20 protein-coding genes are annotated in these 19,487 nt (G+C 64.4%); 8 read left to right on the forward strand and 12 right to left on the reverse strand.

Annotated elements, in window-relative coordinates; translation table 11 throughout:
* Positions 1–49: 49 nt before the first annotated feature.
* On the forward strand, positions 50–1,066 hold the full coding sequence (locus BKG76_RS06420; RefSeq protein ID WP_131815795.1) for a hypothetical protein: 1,017 nt from the start codon (positions 50–52) through the stop codon (positions 1,064–1,066).
* Here BKG76_RS06420 and BKG76_RS06425 read toward each other — a convergent pair.
* Positions 1,063–1,482, reverse strand: a complete 420-nt coding sequence (locus BKG76_RS06425) for a DoxX family protein (RefSeq protein WP_070936712.1) — start codon at positions 1,480–1,482, stop codon at positions 1,063–1,065. The two genes, BKG76_RS06420 and BKG76_RS06425, sit on opposite strands and share 4 nt — an antisense overlap.
* Positions 1,483–1,566: 84 nt before the next feature.
* On the opposite strand from BKG76_RS06425, the gene BKG76_RS06430 reads away from it, so the two are divergent.
* Positions 1,567–2,580 (forward strand): hypothetical protein, encoded by a 1,014-nt coding sequence (locus BKG76_RS06430; RefSeq protein ID WP_070936713.1) that lies wholly within the window; start codon positions 1,567–1,569, stop codon positions 2,578–2,580.
* 18 nt (positions 2,581–2,598) lie between these two features.
* Entirely contained in the window at positions 2,599–3,417 is an 819-nt protein-coding gene (locus BKG76_RS06435; RefSeq protein ID WP_070936714.1) for a maleylpyruvate isomerase family mycothiol-dependent enzyme, read from the forward strand.
* Here BKG76_RS06435 and BKG76_RS06440 read toward each other — a convergent pair.
* Positions 3,407–4,675 carry a M18 family aminopeptidase gene (locus BKG76_RS06440; protein ID WP_070936919.1) on the reverse strand — a complete coding sequence of 423 codons (1,269 nt, stop codon included), beginning with the start codon at positions 4,673–4,675 and terminating at the stop codon, positions 3,407–3,409. The genes BKG76_RS06435 and BKG76_RS06440 overlap by 11 nt on opposite strands.
* A gap of 42 nt (positions 4,676–4,717) precedes the next feature.
* On the opposite strand from BKG76_RS06440, the gene BKG76_RS06445 reads away from it, so the two are divergent.
* Positions 4,718–5,725 carry a Dyp-type peroxidase gene (locus tag BKG76_RS06445; RefSeq protein ID WP_070936715.1) on the forward strand — a complete coding sequence of 336 codons (1,008 nt, stop codon included), beginning with the start codon at positions 4,718–4,720 and terminating at the stop codon, positions 5,723–5,725.
* Positions 5,722–6,519: a family 1 encapsulin nanocompartment shell protein gene (locus tag BKG76_RS06450; protein ID WP_070936716.1), complete on the forward strand. Its 798-nt coding sequence runs from the start codon at positions 5,722–5,724 to the stop codon at positions 6,517–6,519. Before BKG76_RS06445 ends, BKG76_RS06450 begins: the two co-directional genes overlap by 4 nt.
* Positions 6,520–6,615: 96 nt before the next feature.
* On the opposite strand, the gene BKG76_RS06455 is transcribed toward BKG76_RS06450, so the two are convergent.
* The 3 genes from BKG76_RS06455 to purS all read right to left on the reverse strand — a co-directional run bounded on the left by BKG76_RS06455 (position 6,616) and on the right by purS (position 8,380).
* On the reverse strand, positions 6,616–7,251 hold the full coding sequence (locus BKG76_RS06455) for a hypothetical protein (protein WP_131815796.1): 636 nt from the start codon (positions 7,249–7,251) through the stop codon (positions 6,616–6,618).
* Positions 7,252–7,469: 218 nt separating this feature from the next.
* The gene (purQ, locus tag BKG76_RS06460) at positions 7,470–8,144 is read right to left on the reverse strand and encodes a phosphoribosylformylglycinamidine synthase subunit PurQ (protein ID WP_070936718.1); all 675 of its coding nucleotides are present in this window, start codon (positions 8,142–8,144) and stop codon (positions 7,470–7,472) included.
* Positions 8,141–8,380, reverse strand: coding sequence for a phosphoribosylformylglycinamidine synthase subunit PurS (purS, locus tag BKG76_RS06465; RefSeq protein WP_070936719.1), 240 nt, complete (start codon positions 8,378–8,380; stop codon positions 8,141–8,143). The genes purQ and purS overlap by 4 nt, the downstream gene beginning before the upstream one ends.
* Positions 8,381–8,430: 50 nt before the next feature.
* Here purS and BKG76_RS06470 point away from each other — a divergent pair, with 50 nt between their 5' ends.
* The gene (locus tag BKG76_RS06470) at positions 8,431–9,069 is read left to right on the forward strand and encodes an MBL fold metallo-hydrolase (RefSeq protein WP_070936720.1); all 639 of its coding nucleotides are present in this window, start codon (positions 8,431–8,433) and stop codon (positions 9,067–9,069) included.
* Between the two features lie 21 nt (positions 9,070–9,090).
* Here the strand turns inward: BKG76_RS06470 and BKG76_RS06475 are convergent, their stop codons facing one another.
* The 3 genes from BKG76_RS06475 to BKG76_RS06485 all read right to left on the reverse strand — a co-directional run bounded on the left by BKG76_RS06475 (position 9,091) and on the right by BKG76_RS06485 (position 12,207).
* Positions 9,091–10,749 carry an FAD-binding dehydrogenase gene (locus tag BKG76_RS06475; protein WP_070936721.1) on the reverse strand — a complete coding sequence of 553 codons (1,659 nt, stop codon included), beginning with the start codon at positions 10,747–10,749 and terminating at the stop codon, positions 9,091–9,093.
* Positions 10,750–10,942: 193 nt separating this feature from the next.
* Complete coding sequence (locus BKG76_RS06480; RefSeq protein ID WP_070936722.1) at positions 10,943–11,647, reverse strand: DUF2334 domain-containing protein; 705 nt, start codon at positions 11,645–11,647, stop codon at positions 10,943–10,945.
* Between the two features lie 71 nt (positions 11,648–11,718).
* Positions 11,719–12,207, reverse strand: a complete 489-nt coding sequence (locus tag BKG76_RS06485) for a glutathione peroxidase (RefSeq protein WP_070936920.1) — start codon at positions 12,205–12,207, stop codon at positions 11,719–11,721.
* Positions 12,208–12,275: 68 nt separating this feature from the next.
* Between BKG76_RS06485 and BKG76_RS06490 the strand changes: the two genes are divergently transcribed.
* On the forward strand, positions 12,276–13,712 hold the full coding sequence (locus BKG76_RS06490) for a sugar porter family MFS transporter (RefSeq protein WP_070936723.1): 1,437 nt from the start codon (positions 12,276–12,278) through the stop codon (positions 13,710–13,712).
* Here BKG76_RS06490 and BKG76_RS06495 read toward each other — a convergent pair.
* From BKG76_RS06495 to BKG76_RS06505, 3 genes are read right to left on the reverse strand one after another with little or no spacing between them, the layout of a single operon-like run.
* Positions 13,705–14,526 carry an SDR family oxidoreductase gene (locus tag BKG76_RS06495; protein WP_070936724.1) on the reverse strand — a complete coding sequence of 274 codons (822 nt, stop codon included), beginning with the start codon at positions 14,524–14,526 and terminating at the stop codon, positions 13,705–13,707. The genes BKG76_RS06490 and BKG76_RS06495 overlap by 8 nt on opposite strands.
* Positions 14,527–14,533: 7 nt before the next feature.
* Entirely contained in the window at positions 14,534–16,651 is a 2,118-nt protein-coding gene (locus tag BKG76_RS06500) for a S9 family peptidase (RefSeq protein WP_070936725.1), read from the reverse strand.
* Positions 16,648–17,541 carry a phosphoribosylaminoimidazolesuccinocarboxamide synthase gene (locus BKG76_RS06505; RefSeq protein WP_070936726.1) on the reverse strand — a complete coding sequence of 298 codons (894 nt, stop codon included), beginning with the start codon at positions 17,539–17,541 and terminating at the stop codon, positions 16,648–16,650. Before BKG76_RS06505 ends, BKG76_RS06500 begins: the two co-directional genes overlap by 4 nt.
* An 18-nt stretch (positions 17,542–17,559) precedes the next feature.
* On the opposite strand from BKG76_RS06505, the gene BKG76_RS06510 reads away from it, so the two are divergent.
* The gene (locus tag BKG76_RS06510; RefSeq protein ID WP_070936727.1) at positions 17,560–18,186 is read left to right on the forward strand and encodes a hypothetical protein; all 627 of its coding nucleotides are present in this window, start codon (positions 17,560–17,562) and stop codon (positions 18,184–18,186) included.
* Between the two features lie 67 nt (positions 18,187–18,253).
* Here BKG76_RS06510 and BKG76_RS06515 read toward each other — a convergent pair whose 3' ends face one another.
* A complete protein-coding gene (locus BKG76_RS06515; protein ID WP_070936728.1) occupies positions 18,254–19,486 on the reverse strand; it encodes a cytochrome P450 in 1,233 nt (410 codons plus the stop codon).
* Between the last annotated feature and the right edge of the window lies 1 nt (position 19,487).

The raw sequence follows: 19,487 nt of genomic DNA on the forward strand, positions 1-19,487 counted from the left end.
TGGTCGGTGCAGGCCTGGACAAACGCTCCAGGCGCGCATACTGAGCGCTGTGAAATGGGGGCACCGAGGTATCTGGACCGTAGTTGCCGTCGCCGTGGTCCTGTTGGGGACCGGGTGTGCGCCGCAACGCACCGAAGAGTCACAGCAGATCTCCACGCAGATCCGCGCACTTCCCGGCGTCACCGAGACCACCCACGACTACTTCAACGTCTTCACCAAGGGCCAGCGGTTCGGCCTGACGGTCTCGGTAGTTCCCGACGTGACCGCCGACCAGCTGTCGGCCATCTGGGAGCTGTTCACGAAGCGAGTACGCGAGGTCGGCTTCAGTCAGCACGATGTGACGCTTACTGTCGTGGCGCCCTGCACAACCCAAGACACCTCGTCGAGCTGCAGCAAGGTCACCTCAGCCATCGACGCAGACGCCAAACGTCAACCCGCGCCGCCCTTCGCCGATTGGGTCCGGTTGCGGCAATCGCCCAACGTCGGGAGCGCCGACATAACCACCGCCTACTCCGGTCCCGCGCCGCGCGTCACAGTGGATGTCGCGATCAAGGGCAGTCAACCGGGCAGAACTACCGATTATCGGGACATCACGACGGCCTTCCATCAGATCGCCGGTGACTTTGCGGCCTTGTCCGACGCCGCGTGGCGGGTAGGACCTGTCGTCGGCGCATACCCGGCTCTCAGCACCGAGCAGGGCTTTCCCGATATCAGCGTGGTCGCACTGTGGGAACGGCTCAACGCGGTCGCTCCGACCTCCGCGAGGTTTACCGCGCGCTCTGCCCACAAGGATCAAAAGGACGTCCAGTACTCCACGGCGCGGCACTATCTGAACACCACGTACGCGGAGGTCCCGACAGCGACCGAAGCGCAGCTGCGAGGCCTAGCGCTTGCGCAACTGGAGCTGCTGAAGCAGTTCGGCCAGCCCGGTATCTACGAATTACACGGCAACAAGACCAGTGTCACTGTGTGGCTGGGCGGTTGCATGGGGGAAATGCCTCCCTCACTGCGCAGTTCAGCAGTCGAGGCGGAAATGCGCGCCACATATGAGACCTGCCCGCGCTAGCCGATCAGCACCTTCAGCAATTCGCGCCGGCGCAGGATCATTGCCGCCCAGATCAACAATCCGAAGCCGATGGCGAAGATGACCGGGAACCACGCTTCCTCGTGCATGTCGATCGTGACCGCACCACCCAGGTATGCCGTCAACCCGATCGCGCCGAGGACCGCGGTGCGCGGGATGGCCCACACGATGGTGCATCCCAGCAGCACCCAGCCGATCAGCGCTGTCTGATAGGCCGGGAAGCCCAGCGCCTCCGTCGCGGTGCGCGCGAACTGCGCTCCGAAGATCTTCGGCACGGCATCGGCCAACAGGAACAGCACGATGATCGCTGTCAACGCGAGACCAATCTTTTCCGGTGGTGTCCGGGTGGCGAATGCGGCCTGAATATTCGCCACAACACTCTTGGTCTCGGCCATCATGGGTCCCTTCTCGATCGATCCCCTAACAGTATTGATGCCGACTGACAAGGACACCGAGACTCACCGGGACGGCATACTCCACCAATGAGAATGTTCGGCCAGGGCGGCGGCGCGCTTGGCGTTCTGGTGCTCAGCGTCGCATCCTTGGTCGCCGGCTGCGATTTCACCGGCTCGCGGACCGCCGACCGAATCGATGAAACGTTGCGATCGCTTGCGGGGGTGTCGTCGGTGTCACACACCATCAGCCACAGCGGCGGCCCCGCACCGGCCAGTGCCACCTTCGACGTCTACGTCCGCGGCGAAGCGTCCGCCGATCAGCTCTCCGCACTGACGCGCGTCTTCACCGGCCAGATCCACGATTCCCGCACGTTCCGCTCCTGGGCGGCGACCCTCAACGTAAGACGCTGGCCGGAGGGCAATCACCTGTTTTCCACGATGTATGTCGAACTGCGGCCCTCGGCTGCTACCCCGGAGCCGCCGTGGCAGGACTGGCTGAAACTTTCCCGGGGCGAATACGGCCACCAGATCACCGGGCGGGTGTGGCCGTCCGACTACGACCGACCCGCCGGCACCAGCCTCAATGTCACGTTGTTCGACGGCAAGGATCGACGGCCGGACGATATCGGCGCCACCGAATTCGCCACGGCAGTGCGCAGGCTCGGCACCGACTTCCCCGGCTCCACCAGCGACTGGGTAATCACCAACTCCTTGATCTACGCCAACGATCCACCCAGCATCCGATCCGGCCACGGTCTGCCGACCGCGGCGCAGCTGGACTTGTGGGAGGCCCTGGACACCATCGCGCCCGTCGACGGCGACTTCAATCGGGGCCCGCTACCAGGCAACCGTGACCAGCCTGACCGCAACAGCATCCAGCTCACTAAGCTGACCGGCCGGAACATGGATCACGTTGCGGAAGAACAGCTTCAGCTGATCAAGAAGTCAGGAACGGCAACCGTGTACACGATCGACCACGCCCAGATCACGGTCCGTCCCGGACGCTGCTCCACGGGCGTGTGGGAGCCGCAGCCCAGTACTGCCCCCGATGTGGCCCTGCAAGGCGAGCTGCGCGCCCAATTCGAAACCTGTCCGCGCTAACTCTCGTAGGCTCGCCCCATGACCGTCACGATCGTCGCCAAGCAGCCTGTCGTCGCCGCGTTGGCCGCCGAGTGGACCGCGCTCGATGAGTTGGGCGCGCGCCTGACCGATGACCAGTGGGCCGCACCGTCGGTGTTGCCGGGGTGGACCGTCAAGGATGTCCTCGCGCATGTGGTCGGTACCGAGCGCCTGCTCTCGGGCGACCCGATCCCCAGCACCGACGAGGCCGTCGCGAATCTGCCGCACGTGCACAATCCCGTCGGCGTCCTCAACGAACGTTGGCTCACCTACTACCGCAAGCTGCCACCGGTCGCGGTGCTCAATGACCTGCGCACCGTCACCAGCGCCCGGCTGGCCATTCTGGAGGGCCTGTCCCAAGAGCAGTTCAACGCCGAAACCGCCACCCCCGTAGGGCCCGAAAGTTATGGCCGGTTCATGCAAATTCGTGACTTCGACTGCTGGATGCACGAATTGGACGTGCGTGACAGCCTCGGTTTGCCCGCACCGACGGATCCGGTGACCGTGACACCGGCCCTTGCCGAACTGATCAACGCGCTGCCTTTCCTGGTGGGCAAGCGGGCCGGCGCACCCCAAGGTAGCCGGATCCGTTTCGTGCTCACCGGAATTGGTGCGCAGACCATCAACATCGAAATCCCGGACCGGGCCCGCATCGTGGCCACACTCTCCGAGACCCCCCAGGTGACGCTCACCGCGGACACCTGTGAGTTCGCTCGCCATCTGGGCGGACGTGCCAGCGCGAACCGCAACGGATTCACCCTCGACGGCGATCCCGACCTGGGGTGGAAGATCGTCTCCAATCTGCGCTTCACGATGTAGCGGGTAGCTCCAAAAACGCCTGCAGCGCATCGGAGTACATCGGCACGTCGTGCGCGCCCATCAGCTCACGTGCCGAGTGCATCGCAAGCATCGCGGCACCCACGTCCACGGTGACAATGCCGGTGTGTGATGCCACGAACGGACCGATAGTGGAGCCGCACTGCATATCCGCCCGGTGTTCGTACCGCTGCACGGGGACCCCGGCCCGCTCGCAGGCCAGCGCGAAGGCCGCCGTGCCCCGCCCATCGGTGGCGTAACGCACGTTGGGGTGAATCTTGATGACCGGTCCCGCGTTGACGCCGATCTGGTGGCCCGGTTCGTGCCGATCCGGATAGTTGGGGTGGGTGCCATGCGCCATATCGGCCGAGACCATCAGCGAAGCGGCCGCTCGCCGCAGAAAATCCTCGCGGGTTCCATTGCTGGACAGCACGATCCGTTCCAGTACTGTCGACAAAAGATCCGAGTGGGCGCCATGGTCGGAGACCGAACCGATCTCCTCGTGGTCGAAGAGTGCCAGCACGGTCGTCGAACTGGATTCGGCGGCCAAGAATGCCTCCAGGCCGGCATAGCAGCTGGCCTGGTTATCCAAACGGGGCGCACTGACCAGGCTCTCGTCGGGTCCCACCAGCGCCGCGCCGGTCAGGTCGTGCGTCATCAGATCGCGCCCCAGGATATCGGCCGGGGCGACCCCCAACTGCTCGGCGATGTACTCCTCGAAGCTGCGCTTCCCACTCCACACCGAGTTCACATGCCACTGCGGGTCGATCACCCATTTCTTGCGTTCCTCGGCACTGACCATGTGAATCGCCAGGTTCGGGACCCGCAGGATCGGCTGATCGATGCGAACCAACGTGGACCGCACCGCATCTCCATCGCGCACCAGCACCCGCCCGGACAAGCCCAGATCGCGGTCCAGCCAGGTCTGTACCCAGGCACCCCCGTAGGGCTCCAGGGCGACCATGGGCCAACCCGCTTGCACCCGATCGGCGTTGGCCTTCACCCGCAGGTTCGGGCTGTCGGTATGCGCCCCGATCACCCGGAAGGCCACGTTCTCGTCTTCCATGTCCATACCGCGCCAGGCCACAATCGAACCGGACCGCACCACGAAGTAGTCGCCGGCGTGCCCGGGCCACCGTTGCGCCTCGGACAGCTCGGTGAACCCTTCCTGGCGCAGGCGGTGTGCGACGGTGTCCACAGCATGAAACGGCGACGGTGAGGCGTCGATGAATTGGCAAAGTCCTGTTGCGGTCGCGGTCACGCTTCCCATGATGGCTGACCGGATACGGTCTAGGGTCGAAGCGTGCCCGATCCTGTGCCGCAAGCCGTCCTAGAACCGCTGTCCTCGTCGGCCATCTTCCTGGTGGTGACCGTCAACGAGGGCGCCGAACAGGCAGTTCACGACGCCCTGCCGGAGCTGTCCGGCCTGGCGAGAGCCATCGGATTCCGCGACCCGGCACGGCGATTGTCGCTGGTCACCGCCATCGGGTCGGATGCCTGGGACCGGCTCTTCTCCGGTTCACGGCCCGCCCGGCTGTGGCCCTTCCAGGAGGTGCGCGGCGCGCGGCACGTGGCTCCGGCGACCCCCGGCGACCTGCTGTTCCATATCCGCGCTTCGACCATGGACCGCTGCTTCGAACTGGCCACCCGCATCACCACGACGCTGGCGGGTGCGGTCACCGTCGCCGACGAGGTGCATGGTTTTCAGTACTTCGACAACCGCGACCTGCTGGGATTCGTAGACGGCACCGAGAATCCCGACGGCGACGAGGCAGCCTCGGCTGCCCTTGTCGGTTCCGAGGACGCGGACTTCGCCGGCGGCAGCTACGTACACGTCCAGAAATACCTGCACAACATGGCCGCGTGGAGCGCGCTCACCGTGGATGAGCAGGAGAAGGTGATCGGGCGCACCAAGCTCGATGACATCGAATTCGATGATGCCGTCAAGCCGTCCAATTCCCATGTGGCGCTGAATGTCATCGAGGACGAAGAGGGCAACGAGTTGCAGATCTTGCGGCGGAACATGCCCTTCGGCGAGCTCGGAAAATCCGAGTTCGGCACGTACTACATCGCCTACTCGCGCACCCCGGACGTCACGGAACGCATGCTGCGCAACATGTTTATCGGGGATCCACCGGGCAACACCGACCGTATCCTGGACTTCTCGACCGCGGTCACCGGCGGACTGTTCTTTGCACCGGCCGCCGATTTCCTCGACGCTCCCCCACCGCTGCCCACCGTGGCAGCCACCAAATCTGTTGGATACCAAGGTTCTCTTTCGATCGGCAGCCTGAAAGGATCGTTGTCATGAACAACCTGTACCGCGAACTCGCACCCATCACCGACGAGGCCTGGGCGGAGATCGAGACCGAGGCCGCCCGCACCTTCAAGCGCCACATCGCCGGGCGCCGGGTAGTCGACGTCAGCGAACCGGGTGGCCCCTCCAGTGCGGCCGTGAGCACCGGGCATCTACTGGATGTGGCGGCACCCGCCGACGGTGTGCAGGCCCATCTGCGCGAAAGCAAACCACTTGTGCGGCTCCGCGTTCCGTTCACCATCACCCGCTCGGCCATCGACGATGTCGAGCGGGGCTCACAGGACTCCGATTGGGACCCGGTCAAGGCGGCGGCCAAGAAGCTGGCGTTCGCCGAGGACCGTGCCATCTTCGAGGGATACCCGGCCGCTTCGATCGTCGGCATCCGCGAGTCCAGCTCCAACCCCGAACTCAAGCTGCCCGAAGATGTCCGCGAGTACCCCGACATCGTCGCGCAGGCGCTCTCGGAACTGCGCCTGGCCGGTGTCGACGGTCCGTATTCGGTGCTGCTGTCGGCCGAGGAGTACACGAAGGTCAGCGAGGCCTCCGATCGCGGGTACCCCATCCGCGAGCATCTTGGCCGGCTGGTGACCGGCGAGATTCTCTGGGCGCCGGCCATTGACGGGGCGTTCGTGTTGAGCTGCCGCGGCGGCGACTTCGACCTACAGCTGGGCACCGATGTCACCATCGGCTACCTGTCCCATGACGCCGAGAGCGTGCAGCTCTACCTGCAGGAGACCTTGACGTTCCTGAGCTACACCGCCGAGGCGTCGGTCGCGCTGCTGCCCTAGGCGGGTCGGTCTCTCAACGCACTGATGTGTGCCCGCCTTTGAGCGACAAAACAATTCGTTATCTTGCTTGTCGCCCAAAGGCGGACAACGGGAGGATCACACGGCCTTGATTCTGCCGATCGCCGAGTGCACCACCTGGTCGAGCCGCGCCCGCCCCTCACCTACATCCCACGCGAACGATCGCACGACAACCAGCAGCCCACGAACTCGGACCCACGTCACCAGCTGCCCGGGAATCTCCTGGTCCATGTCGGTCGGCCGCATCAGCGCCGTGACCGACGGATAGGGCGCGGTGTTCGGGCCGGGGGCGGACGAAATCTGCACCGACGCGGTGCCCGTCTCCAGGGTGTTGAACCCCTGCGCGGGCACGATGGACTTGGCCCAGGCGATCATGTCGACCCCAGGGTTCTCTTTGCCGTAAAGGACATCGACCGATTCCGTACAGTGCGACAACGCTTGCAACCGGACGAGAAAGTTAACCTTGGCGCCATTCGCGTCGCCAGCCTGGTGACACAATTGGTCACCGCTGCTGGTTGCGCCGGCGAGGTCGTCCTTCTCCACCTTCCAGTCCGCCGGGATGGCGTCGTCCGGAAGCAGGGACATCAACTGAGAGCTTGGCTTGTCGGCCAAGTCGCTGTCGGCCGTCGCCGGTCCCGCGAACCCAAGACAGGCGACCGCAACCGATAGGACAAGCGCCGCGACCCGCCATCTAACCCTGATTGCCTGACCCATAGACACACTCCCTCCGCAATTGGTGGGAGCATAGCTGCAAGAACGGACATCTGCGCAACTGCACAGCAAATACGCAGATAGGCACTGGTTGGGGCTTTGCCATCCATTGCCGGAAAACCGCTGCGTACGAGGACGCGCGATGCAATGAGCCACTAAGACGGGCAGTGTCGCACGGCCGCTACGTGAGCCGTCAGCAAACGCCTATTGGCGGGCAGGATTTACGCGGTCAGCACGGCGTCGAGCGCCGAGTAGAAAATCCCGAGCCCATCGTCGCTGGGCCCGGTCAGCGCCTCGGTGGCGTGCTCCGGGTGCGGCATGAGCCCCACCACGCGGCCGTTGGCCGAGGAAATCCCGGCGATATCGCGCATCGACCCGTTGGGGTTCTCGCGGTAGCGGAAGACGACGCGGCCCTCACCCTCGAGCTCATCGAGCACCGCATCGGAGGCCACGTAACGGCCCTCACCGGACTTCAGCGGCACCAGGATATCGGCGCCCTGCTCGTACCGGGACGACCAGGCGGTGTTGTTGGCGTCGACACCCAGCCAGACGTCCCGGCATACGAAGTGCAGTCCGGCGTTACGGGCCAGCGCGCCGGGCAGCAGCCCGGCCTCGCACAGCACTTGGAAACCGTTGCAAATGCCCAGGATTGGCAGACCCTGCGCGGCGGCGTCCACCACCGAACGCATCACCGGGGCGAACCGCGCGATGGCCCCGGCACGCAGGTAGTCACCGTAGGAGAAGCCACCGGGCACGATCACCGCGTCGACTGACTTCAGGTCGGCATCGTCATGCCATAGCGAGACGGCCTCGGCACCGGAGAGCCGGGCCGCGCGCGCGGCGTCAACGTCATCGAGGGTGCCGGGGAACGTGATGACACCGATGCGTGGGGTCATTCGGACTCCCGCACGATTTCCCAGTCCTCGATAACGGTGTTGGCGAGCAACGCCTCGGCGATGGACTCCAGGTCGGAATCGCCGATCTCTCCGTCAAATTCCAACTCAAAGCGCTTGCCCTGCCGGACGTCTGCCACGCCGGCATAGCCAAGGCGGGCGAGTGCGCCCACGATCGCTTGTCCCTGCGGGTCCAGGATCTCGGGTTTCGGCATGACGTTTACGACGACTCGGGCCACGGACTGACTTTACCGTGTGGGCCCGGACACATCCCGCCTAGACTCCCCTCATGCAGCTGACCCACTTCGGGCATTCGTGCCTGCTGGCCGATTTCGGCAACACCACTCTGCTGTTCGATCCGGGCAATTTCTCGCACGGATTCGAAGGGATCACCGGTCTGTCAGCCATCTTGATCACCCATCAGCACCCCGACCACGTGGACCTACAACGGCTGCCCGCGCTGGTCGAGGCGAACCCCGGGGCGGCGCTCTATGCCGACCCCATGACCGCAGCGCAGCTGGGCGAGCCGTGGCAGGCGGTGCATGCCGGCGACAGCTTCACCGTCGCGGAGCTGACGGTGCGCGGGGTGGGCGGGCAGCACGCGGTGATTCATCCGGAGATCCCGCTCATCGACAACACCTCGTATCTGATCGGCGACGGTGAGCATGCCGCGCGCCTCATGCATCCCGGTGACGCGCTCTTCGCCCCCGGCGAGGACGTCGACGTGCTGGCGCTGCCCGCCGCGGCGCCGTGGATGAAGGTGTCCGAGGCGATCGAGTATCTGCGCGCGGTCAACCCGGCCCGGGCAGTGCCGATTCACCAGGGCATTCTGCAAGAGGCCGCATACCCGTTCTTCTACACGCGTTTTCGGGAGATGTCCGACGCGGACTTCCAGGTGCTGCCGCACGAGGATGCGGTCACCTTCTAAGCCCACCCAGTCGGCAGGTGACTAGCCGATGTCTTCGGCGGCGCCCCGGCCCGCGGCCCGTCCACTGAAGATGCAGCCGCCCAGGAACGTGCCCTCCAGCGCGCGATAACCGTGCACACCGCCGCCACCGAATCCGGCAACCTCCCCGGCCGCATACAGGCCTTCGAAGCAGCTGCCGTCGGCACGCAGAACACGCGAATCGAGATCGGTTTCCAGACCGCCCAACGTCTTTCGTGTCAGGATGTGCAGCTTCACCGCGATGAGCGGACCGGCCTTGGGATCGGTGAGCCGGTGCGGAGCCACCACGCGGGTGAACCGGTCGGCGAGATAGCCACGTGCGGCACGGATGGCGGCGATCTGCGGATCCTTGCCAAACGGGTTGGCCACCTCGCGGTCGCGCGCCGTCACCTGTTGGGCGACAGTGGCGTAGTCCAGAGGCGTGACGTCCGGCAGCGCGTTCATCCTGGCGACGAGGTCCGGCAGATTGGTGGCGGTGACGAAATCGACGCCCTTGTCGATGAACGCCTGCACCGGCCCGGGCGCACCCGCCTTACCGCGCCGCAACACCCCACGCACATCCTTACCCGTGAGGTCGGGATTCTGCTCCTGACCCGACAACGCGAACTCCTTGGCGATGATCCGCGCATTCAGGATGAACCACGAATAGTCGTGCCCGCTGCCACAGATGTGCTCGAGCGTGCCCAGCGTGTCGAATCCGGGGAACAGTGGCGCCGGGATCCGAGATCCCTTGGCGTCCAACCAGAGTGACGAAGGTCCGGGCAGGATGCGAATTCCGTGGCCCGGCCAGATCGGGTCGTAGTTGGTAATGCCTTCGGTGTAGTGCCACATACGGTCACGGTTGATCAGGTGGGCTCCGGCGTCCACCGAGATCCCCAACATGCGGCCATCGACGTGTGCAGGCACACCCGTCAGCAGCTGAGAAGGCACATGACCCAACCTCTCGGGCCAGTTCGCCCGCACCAGGTCGTGGTTTCCGCCGATGCCACCACTGGTCACGATGACGGCCTGTCCGCGAAACTCGAATTCTCCCAACGCCGTTCGCGAGGACGCGACACCGCGCACGTCACTCGATGGCTCCAGCACCGTGCCGCGAACGCCCACGGCGGCACCCTGATCGACAATCAACTCATCGACCTGGTGCCGGTACGCGATGCGCACCTGGCCACGGTCGACGGCAGCGAGCACCCGCCGGGCGAAGATCTCCACCAGCCCGGGACCGGTACCCCACGTGATGTGGAATCGCGGCACGGAGTTACCCGGACCCAGCGCATCCTTGCCGCCGCGCTCGGCCCAGGAAACCAGCGGAAAAGTTTGTAACCCCCTGGCACGCAGCCAGGTTCGTTTCTCTCCGGCAGCGAAGTCCACATACGCGTGTGCCCATTGGCGTGGCCAATGGTCCTCCGGCCGGTCGAACCCGGCAGTACCCAACCAGTCCTGCAGGGCCAGCTCGTGGGAATCCTTGATCCCCATGCGACGCTGTTCGGGACTGTTGACGAAGAACAAACCACCGAAAGACCAATACGCCTGCCCGCCCAGATTGGCGGCGTTCTCCTGTTCGACGATGATGACCCTCTTGCCGCGGTCCACCAATTCACAGGTCGCCACCAGACCCGACAGACCCGCGCCCACGACAATGACATCGGTACTCGTGTCACTCACCGGTTCACCGTAGCCGGGACGATTGAGGATTAAAAGGTCCAACTTCCTTGCGGTGAAAGCACAAAGCCATGATCGTATTGGGCCCGGACAGTGCCGATATGCAGACAGGTGACGTCATTTCTCCGCTGCCACCGCAGCGGAGACGCGGCCACCCCCGGGCCGATCCCTGGGAGATACAGCAAAATCGTGGACCCTAGGCCACGCTGTGCAATACCTGCTTGGGCAACCACTGGTAAATACCGGGCACCGCACCGTGCAGCAGTGACAGGTCAATGGCGTCGATCATGGCCTGTCGCGGGCCGGGCTTACGCAGATGCTTGGCCGAAATCGCAACCCGCACCACACCGTCGCGACGGGCAGTGCGCGCGGCCGACAGCACCAGCATCCGGCACCACCACGGCTCGGAGAGAAAGCCCTCGCCGATGCCCAGCACCCGCGCGCGCACCGAGGTGCCATGCACCAGATCGGCAATCTCGGACAGACCGACGTTCAGACGGAAACCGTTGCGCGGCAGCATTTCTATGGCTCCTGCCGATGCCATCCAACCCGGCGCCGCGAAGAGACGCGTACGCAACCCGGTCTGCTCCATCACGCGGTCCGCGGCCATCAGACGCAAGTTGGCCTCATGCGCGGGCAATGCGGCGAACTCGTCGCGACGCTTCTTGGTGGCGGCCTGGTCGTATCCGTGCAGAACGATGGCGTCACCCCGAGAGCGGCGCGCGGCAAGCCAATCGACCGTCGGCTGGTCCTCCACGAGGCGGTACTTACCCTTCAAACGGGGAGCCACCAGAAATGACAGCGGGATTGACCGCCGGTCCATTTCCTCAGTGAACACAGCAATCTCGTCGAGAGTGCGATCGCAGATTCCCGACACCGATACCAGCAGCTGTCCTGCCATGCCTTCAGTGTGGCAACGTCAGATGTACACAAGGTGTCAGACACCCCGCATCGAAAAGAACGCTCTAGGCGCTAGCCCAGCTCCTTCTCTATGGCCGCAATCACCTCGGGAGCGTCCGGCACCGTCGTCGGCCGGAATCTATTGACCACCGAGCCATCCCGCGCGATCAAGAACTTCTCGAAGTTCCACTGCACGTCCCCGGCGGCACCTTCGGCATCGGCCGTCTTGGTGAGCTCGGTGTACAGCGGATGACGGCTGTCCCCGTTGACGTCGGTCTTCTCCAGTAACGGAAAGCTCACGCCGTAGGTGGTGGAACAGAAGGTCTGAATCTCCTCCGCCGTACCCGGTTCCTGGCCCATGAACTGATTGCAGGGCACCCCGAGCACCGTCAACCCACGGTCGCCGTAGTCGCTGGCCAACTTCTCCAGGGCCGCGTACTGCGGGGTGAGACCGCATTTGGACGCGACGTTGACGACGAGCACGGCGTTATCGCCGAAATCGGCAAGTGACAGCGGCGAGCCGTCCAGGGCGGTCAACGAGATCGAGGCGAGATCGGTCATGCCTCCCACGGTACCGGGGTAGCGATGATTGACTGTTTGAACACCAAGCAAAGTTGCGGAGGTCATATATGAGCGAGGAGGACGAATTCTCCTCGGGCCGCAGTGCCCTGCGGATCGCGTCGGTGGCCGCCCTGGGAGGACTCCTCTTCGGGTACGACAGCGCCGTCGTCAATGGCGCGGTCCAGGCGATTCAGGACGAGTTCGCCATCCGTGACGCCGAGCTCGGATTCGCGGTCGCCTCCGCCCTCATAGGAGCTGCCCTTGGCGCCATGACTGCCGGCCGCATCGCCGACCGTATCGGCCGGGTGGCGGTCATGAAGATCGCCGCCGCCTTGTTTCTGGTGAGCGCAGTGGGTGCCGGTCTCGCGCCGAACGTCGAGCTGCTCGTCGTCTTTCGCGTAATCGGCGGCGTGGGAGTGGGTGTCGCGTCCCTGATCGCACCGGCCTATATCGCCGAAACCTCTCCCTCGCATATCCGCGGACGATTGGGCTCGCTGCAGCAATTGGCGATTGTCACGGGGATCTTCTTGTCCCTCACCATCGATTGGCTATTGGCACACCTCGCGGGTGGCTCTCGCGATGACTTGTGGTTGGGCCTGCCCGCGTGGCGCTGGATGTTCCTCGCGATGGCACTACCTGCGCTGGTGTACGGCGCACTGGCATTCACCATCCCCGAGTCACCTCGTTATCTCATTGCCACGCACCGTATTCCCGAAGCGCGCACGGTGTTGACGAGGCTGCTCGGGGAAAAGAACCTGGACATCACGATCGACCGAATCCAGGAGACACTCGATCAGGGCACCGCGCCCTCGTGGCGTGACCTACGCAAGCCCACCGGCGGTCTGTACGCCATCGTGTGGATTGGTGTGGCATTGGCGGTGTTTCAGCAGCTGGTCGGCATCAACGTGATCTTCTACTACTCAAATGTGCTGTGGCAGGCCGTCGGGTTCGGCGAGAGCTCGTCCTTCACCATCACGGTGATCACCTCGATCACCAACATCGCCACCACGCTGGTGGCCATAGCGCTCATCGACAGGGTCGGCCGCAAGCCCCTGTTGCTCGTCGGTTCGGCAGGCATGGCGGCAACTCTGGGCACCATGGCGATCGTCTTCAGCTCGGCCACCATGGTCGACGGCAAGCCGCACCTGGGACCTATCGCCGGGCCCGTTGCGCTGGTGGCCGCCAATCTGTTTGTGGTGGCATTCGGAATGTCCTGGGGTCCGGTGGTCTGGGTGCTGCTGGGTGAGATCTTCCCCAACCGAATCAGGGCAGCGGCCATGGGTTTGGCCACCGCGGGAAACTGGGCAGCCAACTGGTTGGTGACGGTCACGTTCCCCGGGCTACGCGACGCATTGGGAATCGCTTACGGGTTCTACGCAGTATGTGCGCTGCTGTCCTTGGGGTTTGTGGCCCGCTGGGTGCAGGAGACCAAAGGCAGGACCCTGGAAGATATGGATGAACAGCTCGCGCGAAGACCATCCGGTCCTGATTCGGCGATCAGCTGAACAACTGGCCGGAGCGCGCCGCGGCGATGACTCCGCCGTCGACCAATAGATCGGTTCCGGTGATGTAGGTCGACTCCGGCCCCAGCAGGAATGCCGTCGCCGCCGCAATATCGTCGGATGTGCCAATCCGCCCGGACGCCGAACCGTCGACCATGGCCTTCGTGATGGCACCGGTCTCCGAGGTAAGTTCCTGGTGTCCCATCTTGGTGGACACCACTCCCGGGCTTATCGAGTTGATGCGAGCTCCCCGCCCTCCCCACCCACGTGCGGCGAATCGAACGCGAATATGGTTGGCGCGCTTGGAGAATTGGTACGCCGCCGCAGGATACTCAATGCTCTGTACGTAGGGTAACTCCAGCAGATCCTCGGCACCGACGGAACCCAGCTCCTGCTCCTGCTCGGCGGTGAGCTCCAACGGCATGTGCCCGGCCATGCTGGCGATCACCACCCCCGCACCGCCGGAGGCGACGATCTTGCCGAACTCCTCTACCACCAAGGCCACACCCACCAGGTCGACGGCCAGGATGGCCGCCGTCGGCGACTGTGCCGGCGAAAGACCGGCGGTGTGCGCCACCTGAGTGACCCGTCCCAGCGCCGCAGCGGCTTCGGCCAACCCTGACACCGACTGACGCGAGGAAACGTCGACTCGCCGCCCGATGACGTTGTGTCCGTCGGCCTTCAATTCATCGACGACAGCCTGCAGTGCCTGCTCGTTGTAGTCGGCGATCAGCAGTGTCTTACCGATGCCCTGACGGCGGGCGATGACCTTGCCCATGCCGCCGACACCGGTGACGACGACGACCTCGTCAGACATTCGATATCTACCCTTCTGCCCCAAGAACATCGAGTATCCAGGCGAGCTGGAAGGCGCTCTCTTTCCAACGCTCGTAACGCCCGCTGATACCGCCGTGCCCGGCCGTCATCTCGGTGCGCATCAGGATGGGACGCCCACCGGTGGTGGTGTGCCGCAACTCCGCCACCCATTTGGCGGGTTCGACGTACAGCACTCGAGAGTCATGCAGTGAAGTCATCGCGAGGATGCTCGGATAGTCAGCGGCACGGATGTTCTCGTAGGGCGAGTACGACTTGATGTAGTCGTACACATCCTTGTTTTCCAACGGGTTTCCCCACTCATCCCACTCGGTGACGGTGAGCGGTAGTGACGGATCACAGATGGTGGTGACGGGATCGACGAAGGGCACCTGCGCCAGCACCCCGGCGAACAGCTCGGGTGCCAGGTTCACCGCGGCGCCCACCAGCAGCCCGCCCGCGCTGCCTCCCCAGGCGACAAGCCGATCGGGCAAGGCAACTCCGGTGTCGATGAGATGCCTACCTGCCGCGACGAAGTCGCTGAAGCTGTGCTTCTTGTGCAGCATCTTGCCGTCCTCGTACCAGAGGCGGCCCATCTCACCGCCACCACGCACGTGGGCGATGACGAACACCACCCCACGGTCCAGCAGCGAGAGACGCCCGATGCTGAACTGCGGGTCCTCACACATCTCGTATGCGCCGTACCCATATAGGAGTGTCGGCGCGGGTTCACGAGTGTCTCTGCGGTGGACCACCGACAGCGGTATCCGGGTGCCGTCCTCGGCCAGCGCCCATTCGCGCCGCTCCACATAGTCCTCGCGGTGATAGCCACCAAGAACCGGTTGCTCCTTGAGGAGCGTGCGTTCCCCGGTGTGCACATCGAGGTCGTAGACGCGAGTCGGGGTGATGAAGGATGTACAACCGACCCGTAACAGCGGCGAGTTCCATTCGGGGTTGTCGCCCAGCCCCGACAGCATGAGCTCGGAGTCGAACTCGACCTCCTGCGGCGCACCGTATCCGCCCGCGTTGATCGGCCATACCTGTATGCGCGGCAATGCTTCTCGTCGATAGCCGATCACGAACCGTTCCGCGAAGGCCTCCACACCGTCCAGGCGCACATCGTCACGGTGAGCGATCAGGTTGCGCGCCAACGCCGGCTCGGCTGGCCCGTCCGCCAGCGCGGCGACCGGCAGCTCGGCGAGCGCGAAATTCACGGCGCCATCGTTGTGCAAGATCAGGAGTCGATCCTCACCCCCAACCACAATGTGATCGACGGTGTACTCGATACCGGTGCGGCGCAACCAGACTGGCGAGAAATCGGTGGCGGGATCGCTGGCATCGCCGATCAGGATCTCGGAGGTTACCGACGAATGCACGCTGATGGCGACAAAGCGGTCACTGCGGGTGCGACCCACCCCGATCCAGAATCGCTCGTCGGGTTCCGTGAACACCTCCACGGATTCTTCGCCGCTACCCATGGTGTAGCGGCGAATGGCGTACGGCCGGAAGGCTTCATCGATCACGGGGTAGTAAAGGGTGCGGCTGTCCATCGCCCAGGTCGCGCCTGCGCCGATATCGGCGATCTCGTCCGGGTACATCTCGCCGGTACGCAGGTCCTTGAACCGCAGCGTGTACATCTCGTGGCCGACGACATCGACCGAGTAGGCGAGCGTGTTTCCGTCCGGGCTGACGGTCGCGGCCCCCAACGAGAAGAAGTCGTGGCCCTGCGCTTCCAGATTGCCGTCGAGAAGGATCTGCTCACCCGGAACGTCCTCATCGAGCACTGGGGGCGTCCAGTTGTCCGGATCACCTATCGGACAACGGCAATGAACGCCGTACTGCTTCCCCTCGAAGCTGCGGGCGTAGTACCACCATTGCCCCATCCGGGTGGGAATCGAAAGGTCCGTCTCCTTGGTGCGCGATTTGATCTCGCCGAAGATGCTGTTGCGCAGCCCCTTGAGATGGCCGAGTTGGTCATCGACGTAGGCGTTCTCGGCCTCAAGGTGCGCGATGACCTCGGGGCTCTCCTTCTCGCGCATCCATTCGTAGGGGTCTACGAAGGTGTCTCCGTGATACTCACGCAAAGTATCGATGCGGTTCGCGGCGGGCGGGCGTACGGGCCCGCTCACGCCGACGGGCCGATCCAATCGGCGAAGCTCAGCCCCGAAATACGTTCATATGCCTCGATATAACGTTCACGTGTGGCCGCCGCCACCTCATCAGGTAGAGGCGGTGGCGGGGTGTCCGACGCGCGATCCCATCCCGATTCCGCACTGGTGAGCCAATTGCGGACAAACTGCTTGTCAAAGCTGTCCTGCACCACGCCGGGCCGATAGTTGGCGGCATCCCAGTAGCGGGACGAGTCCGGGGTGAATACCTCGTCGGCTAGGACCAGGGTGCCTTCGATATCGACGCCGAATTCAAACTTGGTGTCGGCCAGGATGATTCCCTTGTGCAGCGCGTGTGCCGCCGCCCGGGTATAGATCTTGATGGTCTCATCGCGCAGCTGGTTGGCACGCACTCCACCGACCAGATCTATCACCGCGGCGAAGTCGACATTCATATCGTGCTCACCGATATCTGCCTTCGTCGCCGGGGTGAACAACGGCGGATCCAGCCTGCTGGCCTCGCCGAGGCCCTGCGGCAACGTGTGTCCACAGACCGCGCCGGTGCGCTGATAGTCCAGCAGTCCGGATCCGGTGAGGTATCCGCGTGCCACGCATTCCACCGGAAGCATGTCGAGCCGTCGCACCAGCAGCGCCCGGCCCAGCACCTCCTCCGGAATGCGCGGATCGTCGGGCGGCCCGGCCAGATGGTTGGGCACGGTCAGCAGCCCGAAGAAGAACACGCTCATCGCGGTGAGGATGCGTCCCTTGTCGGGGATCGGCGTATCCAGGATGAAATCGAACGCGGAAATTCGGTCGGTGGCGACGAACAGCAGGTGCTCGTCGTCGACTCGGTACAGCTCACGGACCTTTCCGCTGGCCACATGCTGGTAATCGGACAGCGGAGGACGCATCGTGCCATCCTACGATTCATGCGACTCTTGCCCTACTCGACCCGGCCGGGACGGTTGCTCGGCCAACTGTTCAGCGACGTAGCGGTCGCGATCTGGACCACGATCTGGGTGTTCGTCGGGCTTGCTGTACACGCATCCGTGTCGACGATCGCGGCGGTGGGCCGCCAGGTGAAGGACGGCGCCGACGGCATTTCGGACAACCTGAACTCCGCCGGCGACAGCGCGCACAGGATTCCGTTGGTAGGCGACAAGGTGGGTGGACCGCTGCGCGCGGCCAGTGAGGCGGCCGCCGATTTGGCCGGGGCCGGCCACAATCTGGACACCACCGCGACCTGGCTGGCGGTCGTTTTGGCGATCGCTGTCGCCGCGCCACCCATCCTGGCCTTCGCCGGGCCGTGGATCTTTCTACGGATCAGGTTCTTTCGCCGCAAGCTGGTGGCGGTTCAGCTCGCGGCCACCCCCGCCGGTGAACAACTGCTGGCCCTGCGGGCGCTGGCGAACCGGCCGCTGAAGAAGCTCGCGGTGGTCACCGCCGATCCGGTGGCTGCGTGGCGCGCTGAGGATGCCGCCGCGATACGTGGCTTGGCTGCCATCGAATTGAAGGCGACGGGTATCAGCGCACCCAAACAGTGGCGCACCCCCTAGTTTCGACACGCCCGCTTATGGCGAACAGGTGCGATACGAACCCGCCACAACACGGCGTGTCGGCGGGTTAGGAGGCCGCGACGACCAGGTGCCGGATGCCGGTGTGCCGGTTACTGCGGGTCCACTCCACCGGCTCGGCCAGCCGCACCGACGTGAAACGCGGCAGCATCTCCTCGAAGACCACCCGCAGCTCCAGACGGGCCAGACGCGCACCGAGACAAAAATGCACACCTTGTCCAAAACCCAAGTGGGGATTGGGTTTGCGCGTGATATCGAATTGATCGGGACGGTCGAACACCCGCGCATCGCGGTTGGCTGAGCCTTCCCAGACCACCACCTTCTGCCCGGACGCGATGTCCTGTCCACCCAACGTGGCATCGGTGGTCGCCGTCCTGCGCTTGGACGGTGACGGGGACGTCCAGCGCAGCATCTCCTCGATCGCTGTCGGCACCAGCTCAAGATTCGCACGCAGGGAATGGAATTCGCCGGGATGCTCCAGCAGCGCCAACAGACCACCGGCGATGGCGTTGCGCGTCGTCTCGGCGCCCGCACTGAACAGCAGATAGAAAAACAGGTACAGCTCGGCATCCGACAACGCGGGCGCATCCGGATCGTCGACTGTCGCATTGGCCACCACCGACAACATGTCGTCGCCGGGCCGAGAGCGCTTCAACGCGATCAACTCCGAACCATACTGGTACATACCAGAACTCGGATCACCCAGCGAACTGGTGACCTGCGACCGGCGCGCCTTGCCGAAGTCGAAACTGGGCTCGACCGCTTCGAACAACCAGTGTCGATCCGACTCCGGTACGCCCAAAAGGATGCAGATCATCTGCATGGGCAGTTCCGCGGCGATGTCCACCAAAAAGTCGAAGGGCACCGACGGTTGCACCGAGTCCAACAGCATCCGGCACCGCACCCGCAGATCGTCCTCGACGCGCTGGATCATCCGCGGGGTCAAACCCGAGCTCACCAGCTTGCGGATCTGGCGGTGCCGCGGGTCGTCCATCATGTTGAGCACCTGCCCGGCGATCGGCAGATCTTGGATCAACGTGCCGCCGTAGGCGCGATCACCTCCGGTCACCGACGAGTACGTCACCTGATCACGCAGCACCTCAAAGGTTTCGGCGTAGCTGGCCACCGACCAGAAACCCTCGTTGTCAGGGGTGTTCTCGGTGGGTTCATGCCAGTACACCGGCGCCTCGCGTCGATGCCGCGCGAACAGGGCGTGCGGGAATCCACCGGCGAAGTTGTCCAGGTCGGTCAGGTCAATTCCAGCAAGAGCCGCGCAGCTCATG

The sequence above is a fragment of the Mycobacteroides franklinii genome (genome assembly GCF_001853795.1).
In the GTDB taxonomy this organism is placed as follows: Bacteria; Actinomycetota; Actinomycetes; order Mycobacteriales; family Mycobacteriaceae; genus Mycobacterium; species Mycobacterium franklinii.